Origin of the sequence: Pseudorhizobium halotolerans (assembly GCF_902153235.2) — a bacterium.
Taxonomy (GTDB): Bacteria; Pseudomonadota; Alphaproteobacteria; order Rhizobiales; family Rhizobiaceae; genus Neorhizobium; species Neorhizobium flavum.
Genome location: NZ_CABFWE030000011.1, coordinates 416416 through 427063, shown reverse-complemented (window position 1 = coordinate 427063; position 10648 = coordinate 416416). Strand labels below are relative to the sequence as shown.

General features: G+C 60.0%; 8 protein-coding genes, 1 tRNA gene, 2 rRNA genes and 2 pseudogenes (1 of these 13 cut by a window edge). 6 read left to right on the top strand and 7 right to left on the bottom strand.

What is annotated here, in order from left to right; translation table 11 throughout:
- The 3 genes from FN060_RS17425 to FN060_RS17415 all read left to right on the top strand — a co-directional run.
- Positions 1-1522 (top strand): 23S ribosomal RNA (locus FN060_RS17425) (it extends 1383 nt beyond the left edge of the window).
- A 237-nt stretch (positions 1523-1759) separates the two neighbouring features.
- A 5S ribosomal RNA gene (rrf, locus tag FN060_RS17420) occupies positions 1760-1874 on the top strand.
- A gap of 223 nt (positions 1875-2097) precedes the next feature.
- Positions 2098-2174 (top strand) — tRNA-Met (locus tag FN060_RS17415).
- A gap of 347 nt (positions 2175-2521) precedes the next feature.
- Here the strand turns inward: FN060_RS17415 and FN060_RS17410 are convergent.
- A pseudogene (locus FN060_RS17410) lies at positions 2522-2749 on the bottom strand (ATP-binding protein); the annotation flags it as partial.
- A gap of 144 nt (positions 2750-2893) precedes the next feature.
- On the opposite strand from FN060_RS17410, the pseudogene FN060_RS17405 reads away from it, so the two are divergent.
- Positions 2894-3172 (top strand): annotated as a pseudogene (locus FN060_RS17405) (helix-turn-helix domain-containing protein); the annotation flags it as partial.
- Positions 3173-3218: 46 nt separating this feature from the next.
- On the opposite strand, the gene FN060_RS17400 reads toward FN060_RS17405, so the two are convergent.
- From FN060_RS17400 to wrbA, 5 genes are all read right to left on the bottom strand, one after another.
- Positions 3219-3803, bottom strand: a complete 585-nt coding sequence (locus tag FN060_RS17400; protein ID WP_342345188.1) for a DUF4336 domain-containing protein — start codon at positions 3801-3803, stop codon at positions 3219-3221.
- A gap of 141 nt (positions 3804-3944) precedes the next feature.
- Positions 3945-4199: a hypothetical protein gene (locus FN060_RS17395; RefSeq protein ID WP_210310702.1), complete on the bottom strand. Its 255-nt coding sequence runs from the start codon at positions 4197-4199 to the stop codon at positions 3945-3947.
- Complete coding sequence (locus FN060_RS17390; RefSeq protein ID WP_210310701.1) at positions 4168-4803, bottom strand: sigma-70 family RNA polymerase sigma factor; 636 nt, start codon at positions 4801-4803, stop codon at positions 4168-4170. Before FN060_RS17390 ends, FN060_RS17395 begins: the two co-directional genes overlap by 32 nt.
- Before the next feature lie 173 nt (positions 4804-4976).
- On the bottom strand, positions 4977-6140 hold the full coding sequence (locus tag FN060_RS17385; protein ID WP_142589570.1) for an MFS transporter: 1164 nt from the start codon (positions 6138-6140) through the stop codon (positions 4977-4979).
- A 26-nt stretch (positions 6141-6166) separates the two neighbouring features.
- Positions 6167-6805 carry an NAD(P)H:quinone oxidoreductase gene (wrbA, locus tag FN060_RS17380; protein WP_142589185.1) on the bottom strand — a complete coding sequence of 213 codons (639 nt, stop codon included), beginning with the start codon at positions 6803-6805 and terminating at the stop codon, positions 6167-6169.
- A 149-nt stretch (positions 6806-6954) separates the two neighbouring features.
- On the opposite strand from wrbA, the gene FN060_RS17375 reads away from it, so the two are divergent.
- Positions 6955-7893, top strand: coding sequence for a LysR family transcriptional regulator (locus FN060_RS17375; RefSeq protein WP_142589184.1), 939 nt, complete (start codon positions 6955-6957; stop codon positions 7891-7893).
- Positions 7894-8139: 246 nt separating this feature from the next.
- Here the strand turns inward: FN060_RS17375 and FN060_RS17370 are convergent, their stop codons facing one another.
- The gene (locus FN060_RS17370) at positions 8140-9126 is read right to left on the bottom strand and encodes a DUF808 domain-containing protein (protein ID WP_142589183.1); all 987 of its coding nucleotides are present in this window, start codon (positions 9124-9126) and stop codon (positions 8140-8142) included.
- A gap of 514 nt (positions 9127-9640) precedes the next feature.
- On the opposite strand from FN060_RS17370, the gene FN060_RS17365 reads away from it, so the two are divergent.
- Positions 9641-10597, top strand: coding sequence for a TAXI family TRAP transporter solute-binding subunit (locus FN060_RS17365; protein WP_210310700.1), 957 nt, complete (start codon positions 9641-9643; stop codon positions 10595-10597).
- Positions 10598-10648: the final 51 nt, after the last annotated feature.

Here is a 10648-nt window from a genome sequence, read left to right as displayed (position 1 = left end):
GTATCGGAAGTGCGAATGTTGACATGAGTAACGACAAAGAGGGTGAGAGACCCTCTCGCCGAAAGACCAAGGGTTCCTGCTTAAAGTTAATCTGAGCAGGGTTAGCCGGCCCCTAAGACGAGGCAGACATGCGTAGTCGATGGGAACCACGTTAATATTCGTGGGCCTGGTGGTAGTGACGGATCTCGTGTGTTGTTCAACCTTACTGGATTGGTTGTGCAGCGAAGAGGTTCCAGGAAATAGCTCCATCATTATAGACCGTACCCGAAACCGACACAGGTGGTCAGGTAGAGTATACCAAGGCGCTTGAGAGAACTATGTTGAAGGAACTCGGCAAATTGCACGCGTAACTTCGGAAGAAGCGTGACCCCTTTTTGGGCAACCAGGAAGGGGTGGCACAGACCAGGGGGTAGCGACTGTTTATCAAAAACACAGGGCTCTGCGAAGTCGAAAGACGACGTATAGGGTCTGACGCCTGCCCGGTGCTGGAAGGTTAAGAGGAGAGGTGCAAGCTTTGAATCGAAGCCCCAGTAAACGGCGGCCGTAACTATAACGGTCCTAAGGTAGCGAAATTCCTTGTCGGGTAAGTTCCGACCTGCACGAATGGCGTAACGACTTCCCCGCTGTCTCCAACATAGACTCAGTGAAATTGAATTCCCCGTGAAGATGCGGGGTTCCTGCGGTCAGACGGAAAGACCCCGTGCACCTTTACTATAGCTTTACACTGGCATTCGTGTCGGCATGTGTAGGATAGGTGGTAGGCTTTGAAGCGGGGACGCCAGTCTTCGTGGAGCCATCCTTGAAATACCACCCTTATCGTCATGGATGTCTAACCGCGGTCCGTCATCCGGATCCGGGACAGTGTATGGTGGGTAGTTTGACTGGGGCGGTCGCCTCCGAAAGAGTAACGGAGGCGCGCGATGGTGGGCTCAGACCGGTCGGAAATCGGTCGTCGAGTGCAATGGCATAAGCCCGCCTGACTGCGAGACTGACAAGTCGAGCAGAGACGAAAGTCGGTCATAGTGATCCGGTGGTCCCGCGTGGAAGGGCCATCGCTCAACGGATAAAAGGTACGCCGGGGATAACAGGCTGATGACCCCCAAGAGTCCATATCGACGGGGTTGTTTGGCACCTCGATGTCGGCTCATCGCATCCTGGGGCTGGAGCAGGTCCCAAGGGTTTGGCTGTTCGCCAATTAAAGCGGTACGTGAGCTGGGTTCAGAACGTCGTGAGACAGTTCGGTCCCTATCTGCCGTGGGTGTAGGAATATTGACAGGATCTGTCCCTAGTACGAGAGGACCGGGATGGACATATCTCTGGTGGACCTGTTGTCCTGCCAAGGGCATAGCAGGGTAGCTATATATGGAAGGGATAACCGCTGAAGGCATCTAAGCGGGAAACCCACCTGAAAACGAGTATTCCCTATCAGGGCCGTGGAAGACGACCACGTTGATAGGAGGCGTGTGGACGTGCAGCAATGCATGAAGCTTAGCCTTACTAATAGCCCGATCGACTTGATCGTTCTCATTGACAATGCTCATCGACACAGTCGATGAGCCATCTCTTCTGTCCTCACGCTGTCGCGACTTGGTCGCTACGCTGCGGACGGCGCGCCAAACGATTGGCGACGGCCGCTGGCCTGTATGGGAAGTCCCACGCAGACCAAGGCAAGGAAGACGTGTTCAAAAAGAAAACAGGCAATGCCTGCCAGCTTCTCATCATATGCCAACAGAAATGTTGGTTCATTGCCCTTAATCGACCTGGTGGTCATGGCGGGGCGGCCGCACCCGTTCCCATTCCGAACACGGCCGTGAAACGCCCCAGCGCCAATGGTACTTCGTCTCAAGACGCGGGAGAGTAGGTCGCTGCCAGGTCTATTAAAGGCAATGCCGCAAAACATAAGCGGACAAAACAATCTTCTCGAAAACACGAAAAACAAGCATCACTTCCGGACCAAAAGGTCCATATCCTTGGTGACGCGGGGTGGAGCAGCCCGTTCGGCCTAATATCGATCCACTGGATCGATATCTTGACGGCCTCACCTCATCAGGCTACGCCTGACTTCGCTCCCGGGCCCAAAACCCGGACTCTTGGTGACGCGGGGTGGAGCAGCCCGGTAGCTCGTCAGGCTCATAACCTGAAGGCCGCAGGTTCAAATCCTGCCCCCGCAACCAACAAAACTGGTAACCGAAGCCAATCAGCCTCCTTCTCACCAAGGATTGCCCGACACCGGTTCAGATACTTCACATTCTCCTGCACAGTCTTGAACTCACCGGCAGCCTACTGCCGGCGGATGAAGTCGAGGTTTGTGCAGCGGCTGCAGTTCCCGCGAAGCTTCCTGCCAGGCCTCCTGGGCTGCCATGATGGCGGCGAGGTGGCCGTGGATCGCAAGGGCCGCCGACTCGCCATCGGCTGAGGGCTCGATGACGACCTTGCTGATGATCCGTCGCAGGAAATCGATCCAAATTTGGCTGCCACGGTCGCCGGTGTAGGACAATCTGGCTTGCTTCAATGCTCGGATCGCCGCCTGCGTCTTGCCCGTGCCAGGTCCGCCGACCAGGACGATGTTGTTGGCATCATCGAGGAAGTCACAGCGATGAAGCTGTTGCACGAGCGGCTCGTTGATCTCGCTGCCGGCAAAGTCGAAGCCGTTTAGATCACGGTAGGCTGGGAAGCGCGCTGTCTTGAGCTGATAGGCGGTCGATCGGACCTCGCGTTCCGCAGTCTCCGCCTTGAGAAGCTGCGACAGGTGTCAGTAACGGAGCAATAATCCCCATTAGTGCCGTTTGAGTCTTCCCCAGGTGCTGCGGCCACCGGTCTTTTGGGGCGCGCCCCGGAAGACCGGCGGCGCTCATCGCCGATACTCCTTCCGATGGTCGGAAGGGGGATGTTGGTGATCAAACTGAGGGAGACGATCATGATCCTGGATCTGCATCAGCAGGGGCTGACGGTGTCGGCTATTTCCAAAGAAACTGGCATCGATCGCAAGACGGTGCGCAAATACATAAAGTGAGGCCTCGAGGCTCCGGCCTATGGTCCAAGAAAGCCTCGGGCGACGGTCATCGACCCGTTCGCTTCTTACCTGCGGGAGCGGATTAAATCCTATCCCCGTCTGACCGGCAGTCGATTGTTTCGAGAACTGCGGGAGCGAGGCTATACCGGCGGCTACACTCAGGAGCCAGCGGAAGGCGCGGCGGAGTTCGCCCGTGCCCGCTCGGTCATACCACCGTCCGTGGGCGACGATCACCCGTTCCGGATTCCACTCGATCATCGTTTCGACGGAGGCGCGCAAGTGGGATCGCTGTCGCCAGAAGGTCAGTCGCATGTCGCGCGGCATTTTGCCCGTCGGGATCCTGCACCTTCCCCAGCCATGTCAGCCATCGGGTAACAAAAGAGTTGAGCTTCCGGAGCTCAAAGTTCTCGATGAGATCGGTGAGGATGAGCGTCCGTGTCCGGTAATGGAAGAACTCGACCTCGGTCATGTAACTCCCGCTGATCGGTAGGCTCGCCAGTTCTTCGTCCCACGGATACCCGGAAGCGCGATCGAGCGGATGACCCTCGAAGGTGATGCGGCCTGCCGCCTGTTCACTGACCCGCGGCGCCAGATAGACTACCGCATCCGGATATGAATCCCTCCAGTCGGGGATCCACCAGTAGTGGATGCGGTTCGGCGCGATGATCCAGCGCGGGCGTCCAATCCGTTCGAGCTCCTTTCTCAAGGACCTGGTAAGAGGGGTTGGCGAATGGATGAACAGGTCCTCTTCAGCAACGCAAACGATGGTCATCCGTGTCGGAAATGACATGTTTGGCGTTCCAAACAGAATCAGAGGTCCGTCAACGATCCACAGGTCCTCTGCGACCAACTTCAGGGTATTGAGGGGTGGGTAAGTCGCTTCACTGCAATTTGTCATGACCATTTCCAAAGGACGGGGCGTGCATCAGGGTCAGTAGATTCTTACCTCCTCGAGACGCTGAATCTTGTCCGAATTGCGAAAGATGAAGATGTCGGCGACGCGATCGTTCCGGTCATACGCGAACGAGACGGCAGCGACCGTCTTCCCATCTTCGTGCAGGATGATGCCCCGTGAGCCGCTCAGTTCGGCAGCGCTCCACTCGTAATTCGCCCACCATTCCGTCAGCTGCCTCGTCACGAATGACAGCACCGCTTCATCGCGCAGGACACCGGCGACAGTCGGCACCTTGCCACTCCCGTCGGCGGTCAGTCGCACGTCCTTCGCGAGCATTACGGCGAGCGAGCCGGGCTGCCCGGTTCGGATCGCTTCCTCGGAATGCCGCCAGAAGCTCTTCCTGCGTTTGTGGCGCAGGCTGATGTCTCACCCGATCGCTGCCGACCCTCGCTTTCGCCCGCGAGACGAGCTTCCGGCAAGCGGGCTCATTCATTTCCAATATGGCAGCGATGTCAGGATAGGCCATCTCGAAAATCTCGTGGAGCAGATAGGCCGCTCTCTCCTTGGGCGTTAGCCGCTCCAGGAGCAGAACAAAGGCTGTCGAAAGTGCGGACGACAGCGCCATCTGCGTCTCTGCCGGTCCTTCAGTCATACCGTGGATCGGCTCGGGCAACCATGCGCCAACATAGTCGACGCGGCTGCGATAGGAGAGCCTGAGCATATCGGTGGCGCGTCTCGTGCAGGCTGTCGTGAGCCAGGCGACGGGCGAGCAGATCTTCTCCGTGTCCGCCGCCTGCCAACGCAGAAACGTATCCTGTACTGCGTCTTCGGCTTCCGCCCTGGTGCCGAGGATCCGATAGGCGGATCCCAAGGAGGCGCGGTCTTGCCTGCTCAAATAGAACAAGCTTTCCGTCACGGCCTGCGGCGTCGGCGCAGCTGCCCCGAGCGTTCGCGTCCGCCTTCGGTGCCATCGCTCCCAGCCTCCAGTGTTGCGTGTCCGATTTGACCTGACGGTTCTGGCGATCGGTTTGTGACATGAAGCTGCGGCACATTTCGCCGAAGCTCAGGTCACGCGACTCCTCGCTCAACTGCGTTGGTGCGCCTGAGCGCGAGGGCAAGCGGGGCTGCGGCAACCGAGATCGCAACGACAGTGACTGAGACCACTCCCCAGCCGAAGCTGGCGACCAAAGCTCCGGCAACGGCCGGTCCGAGCACGAGCCCGACATTGTTTCCCTGCATCGCGAAGCCGATCGTCACGCCGACAAGATCGGCCCCCGGAGCGCGGTGCGGTGCGCTGTCGAAGATCACGACTGGCACAAGCCCGCTTGCAAAGGAAAACAGGACACAAAGCGCGTAAGCGGCTCCGCCGGGTATGAAATCGCTGAAGATCCCGACGCTGCACAAAGCCATCGTTGTGAAACTGACGAAGATCAGGCGCCCAGGGTGGTACCCGTGCGCCAGCAGCTGGCCGCAGACGAGGTTACCGGCCGCGCTTGCCGCGACCGCTATGGCGCTCAGCATGCTCGCTACTTCACTGGCGACGCCGAGACGCGTCGAAAGGTAGGACGGAAGGAGGCCGAACACCGCGAAAAACACTGCAGAAAACGCAGCGAACAACCCAGCCAAGACCCAGGGTCCTGGCGCGACGAACGCTTCAACGATGTCCTGACGAATGCTGCGAGGCGCGTGCGCAAGTCTGGCCGGCGAGGGAAGACGCCAGGCGCTCAGAAACGCATATGCAAGGAGCAGAAGCGCGTTGAGCAGCCAGAAGCCGCGCCAGGTGAGAAGCGTAAGCAGGGGCGCGGCGAGCATGACGATCGTCAGGCCGGCGGGCATGAACGTTGCCCACAATGCCATCGCGCGGCCGCGGATCGGCGCGGGAGCGGTCGACGTGACAAGGGCGGGACCGGCGACGACGAGAGTGAGGAACCCGACCCCCTCGATAACCCGTGTGGCGAGCAGGGTGCTGGCGCTCGAAGCCAGCGCGCCGAGCGCCGAGCCTGCACCCATGAAGAGAAGCCCGAGAAGGGCCATCCGCCTGGCGCCGATACGGTCGACAGCCAGCCCCACCGGCGCGCCGGCGACGGCCCCGATGATCGCGAAGGCGGATATCAGCCACGAGGCCGTGGCAAGACCCAGCCGCAGGTCCTCCTGAACGGCGGGAAGGCCGATCGGAGCCTTGCCGACCTGAAAGGCCGCCACCACGCCCGCGCCGACGATGAGGATGATCATCGGCCAGGCAGAACGGTCCGCCGCGCTCAACGCGCAGGCTCCAGCATACGCTCCTGCCGGCGAGCCGCAAGAGAAGCGGCGACTTCGGCCACATGGCGCCCCTGGAAGCGTCCACCTTCCAACTCATTCTCGCTCGGGAGGCGGCTTCCGTGGTTTTCATCCTCGGCCAGCGTCGAGGCGCCGTAGGGAGAGCAACCAGTGATCTCATCCATACGCATCTGCCCCTTGAAGGTATAGGGAAGGCCCACGATCACCATTCCGAGGTGAAGCATGACGACATGGGTGGAGAGGATGGTTGTCTCCTGCCCGCCATGCTGGCTACCGGTCGAGGTGAACACGCTGCCGACCTTGCCGACAAGCTTGTCCTCGAACCAAAGGCTGCCGGTCTGGTCGAGGAAGTTCTTCATCTGGCTTGCCATGTTGCCAAACCGCGTCGGCGTGCCGATGATGATCGCATCGTAATCTGCAAGCTCCGCCACCGTTGCGATGGGCGCGTCCTGATCAAGCTTGTAACCTGACTTTAGCGCGATCTCTTCCGGCACCAGCTCCGGCACGCGTTTGACGGCGACCCTGGCGCCTGCCTGCCGTGCGCCTTCGGCAACCGCCTTCGCCATTGCTTCGATATGGCCATAGGAGGAGTAGTAGAGAATGAGCACCTTCGTCATCGTCTTCTTCCGCTGTTGGCGCCCCACGTGAACAGGTGGACTGATGCGCTCGTCCTGCGTCTGGAGGGCAGTTTCCGGAGATAGATGACATGTTCTACTGATAGCGGTAATTGAGAAAAGATCGCTCAAATTGATCAATAGGATCGATCATGCTGGACGCACTGACGCTCGATCAGATGAGAGTATTTGTTACGGTCGCGGAGGCTGGCAGCTTTCGGGCCGCCGCAGGCCGAATCGCCCGTGCGCAGTCGGCGGTCAGCCATGCGGTGGCCAACCTCGAGAGCCAGCTCGGTGTCAGCCTTTTCGATCGCTCCGGACACCGCCCCACGTTGACGCCAGAAGGTCGGTCGCTCCTCGCGGACGCCAAGGCCATCCTGCTCAAGGTGGATACCATGCGGGCTCGCGCGCGTGGTCTCGGCGACGGTGTGGAACTGGGTTTTGCGATTGCGCTTGATCCCCAGTTTCCCTTGCGACTGGCAGCCGCCGCGCTGACAGAACTGCGCGAGGCTTATCCGTCTGTCACGGTGCGCGTACTCTCGGCGTCCCTCGGCGAGGCAGTCCAGGCGCTTCTGGAGCGCCGCTGCGCGCTCGCCATCAGCGGGATTGACATTCCTGATCCGCAAATCGAGCGGCGGTCGCTGACCTATGTGTCTCGCGTCGCCGTGGTGGCGGCCGGCCATCCACTCGCCGCACGAGCGATTCTCGCCGAACCGATTTCTGCGGCCGAACTCGCTGATCATGTCCAGATCGTCGGTGAGGACCCGTCCCGTCTCACGGAAGGACGTGACTTCGACGTGCTGTCCCCTGGGACATGGCGCGTGGGGGACAACGCGACCAAGCACGCGCTGATCCTCGCCGGAATCGGCTGGGGCAACCTGCCGCTCTGGCTCGTCCAGCGCGATCTGGAGGAAGGGCGGCTCATTCGCCTATCGGCGGCGGAATACGGAGAACGCGGCGAGTCGAGGCATCGTGCTTGGCTGATGCATCGTACAGACGAGCATCTCGGCCCGGCGGCCCGGGTGTTCTGCGACGCTGTACTGCGCCGCGCGGAGCTATCTTCGGCTCAGTCCCAGTGGACGCGCTCGTGATATAAGAGGCGCCACGGGTAAGGTGCCATTTTACCTTGACTACGCTGGGCGGCAGGCGCGGCTAGCCGCCGACCAGCACCGCCTGGCACCTATCAAACTGGTGATGGCCATAGACCTGCTGGTGCACTGTCATCATTGCAGTCAAGCGGCCCTCCAGACACTTTTGGATCGCTGCTTACGTGGCGGACGGTGAAAGCCGACCTAGAGACGGGGGCAAGGTGCGAAAGTGGAGCCGCTCGGAATTGATCAGTGGGCGCTGGTCCTCGTGTCCCTTCGGCCTTTCATTGCTTGCCAGGTAGGCGAGAAAACGTAGCTGGCAACGGGTATGAGAGCAGCACCGATCGCCAGCCCCACTATGCCGTAGCCGGCGGACTCGACCGCCCATGCAAGTACAGCTGCGGCGGTGGGCACTGCATGCGCTGCTACTTCTGCCCAATGGTGTATGAAGTAGCCAATCTGAGGAAGGCCGAAGCCCTCTAGCCCGTGGACGATGATACCTCCACCGACCCAGATCATTGCGGCGGTGCCCACTACGCTCAGACCGGACATCACCACCGGCATCCCTTTGACCAAGCCACGACCAAAACTCCGAGCAATTCCGTCATTGTTGGCAGCCAGCAACAGCCCGAAGTCGTCGGCCTTTACGAGCAAGGCGACGACGCCATAGACAGCGAGGGTGATACCGAACGCCACAAGAACCAGAATGACAGCCTGAGCGATAAGGCTTTCATTCGGCAGCTCTGCAAGGGCTATGGCCATGATCTCGGCAGAGAGGATAAAGTCTGTCTTGATCGCGCCAGCGACCTTCTCGTCTTCGAGGGATTTTGGATTAACTGCTGCCGACGCCAGGTGCGTTTCGTGCTCATGCGCCTGGTGTGGAGCCAAGAGGTGATAGACCTTCTCTGCTCCCTCGTAGCAGAGGTAAGCGCCGCCGATCATCAGCAGCGGCGTGATGGCCCATGGCAGGAAGTAACCAAGAGCAAGTGCCGCCGGCAGCAGGAACAGGAGCTTGTTCTTGATCGAGCCCTTGGCGATCTTGAATACAATCGGCAGTTCACGATCGGCGGAAAAGCCTTGGACATAGCGAGGAGTGACGGCAGCATCGTCGATGACCGCGCCTGTGGCCTTCATACCGGCCTTCATTGCCATTCCGGTGACGTCGTCGACTGATGCCGCGGCAACTTTTGCAAGACCCGCAACATCGTCCAAAAGACCAAGCAACCCGATGCTCAAGTGTTTTTCTCCTGAGGGTTCATCACGTGAGCCTCAACGGCCTGCTGCTGTTGCTGTTCCGGTTGATTGGCACAACGTACCCTATCGAGGCCAGTCACGCATCGTCGACGATAACCGTTACGACACCGCTGCCGGCGCAGTCAGGGCAAGTCTCGCGGCCGAGCTGGCCTGTGCCGACACAAGCCAGACGCCGCCACGAATCAAGATCCGGCCACTCCTCGCGGACGAGAGAATTCGACCTCGCGCGATGGTCGTTCAGCAGACGACCGACAAGCCCTACACTTGGAGATCGCGACCTAGGTCAGGGTAACATGAGTAGGTTGGTCTTCTCGCGCAGATACCTTGGCAAAAATCCGCCTGATCTTCTTTGGGTGCTGGCGTAAATCCGCCAGCCGGAGACGGTGATCGACTTTATAACTCAGCGGCGTCAATGAGTTGGGGGATGGCCCAGCTCTTGCTCTCGACATGTCACGCGGTGGATCAGCCGCGCAACGTGCATTGGGAGGAAACCCGCATGAGCAACAGCATGAAGAAAATCGCACTGGTGACCGTCGGCCTGTTCGGCCTTGCCGCAACGACGACACCCGCGAATGCCGATCAATTCATCAACATCCTGACCGGCGGTACATCCGGCGTCTACTACCCGCTTGGGGTTGCCCTGTCGAAGATCTACGGCGAGACGATCGAGGACGCGCGCACGCAGGTGCAGGCAACCAAGGCTTCTGTCGAAAACCTCAACCTTCTGCAGCAGGGGCGCGGCGAAATTGCATTTGCCTTGGGCGACTCCGTCAAGATGGCCTGGGAAGGGGATGCAGACGCGGGCTTCAAGGCACCCCTCGACAAGCTGCGCGGCATTGCAGCCATCTATCCCAACTACATCCAGATCATGGCGTCGCGTGAGTCGGGGATCACGACGCTCGCCGAACTGAAGGAGCAGAGCCTGTCGGTCGGCGCGCCGAAGTCGGGGACGGAGCTCAATGCGCGCGCCATCTTGGCCGCCGCCGGCATGAGCTATGATCAGCTGGGAAAGACGGAGTATCTTCCGTTCGCGGAATCCGTCGAGTTGATGAAGAACCGCCAGCTGGACGCCACCCTCCAGTCAGCGGGGTTGGGCGTATCATCCTTCCGCGATCTGGCCACATCGCTTGATGTACAACTAGTGGCTATTCCTGCAGAGATCGCCACGAAACTTGGAGCGCCGTACGTCGCGGCGACGGTGCCTGCTGGGACGTATGAAGGTCAGGATGCTGATGTGAGCACTGTTGCGGTCGGCAATTTCCTGATCACGCATTCCGACGTGTCCGATGACGTCGCCTACCAGATGACCAAGCAGCTGTTCGAAAACCTGCCCGCACTGTCGGCCGCCCACAAGGCGGCTGACGGCGTGAAGCTGGAAGACGCTCTGACGGGGATGCCGGTTCCCCTGCATCCGGGCGCGGAGCGCTACTACAAGGAAAAGGGCCTCCTGTAAGGCGATGAAAACCGGGCGGCGGTGGAGGATCGCCGCCCTCACCCTTTCGAC

Bases quoted from the DNA above. Each gene is read 5' to 3' on its own strand.
- FN060_RS17400 (WP_342345188.1), bottom strand. From the start codon at position 3,803: ATGTCATTTCCGACACGGATGACCATCGTTTGCGTTGCTGAAGAGGAC.
- FN060_RS17375 (WP_142589184.1), top strand. From the start codon at position 6,955: ATGCTGGACGCACTGACGCTCGATCAGATGAGAGTATTTGTTACGGTC.
- wrbA (WP_142589185.1), bottom strand. From the start codon at position 6,805: ATGACGAAGGTGCTCATTCTCTACTACTCCTCCTATGGCCATATCGAA.
- FN060_RS17385 (WP_142589570.1), bottom strand. From the start codon at position 6,140: ATGATCATCCTCATCGTCGGCGCGGGCGTGGTGGCGGCCTTTCAGGTC.
- FN060_RS17365 (WP_210310700.1), top strand. From the start codon at position 9,641: ATGAGCAACAGCATGAAGAAAATCGCACTGGTGACCGTCGGCCTGTTC.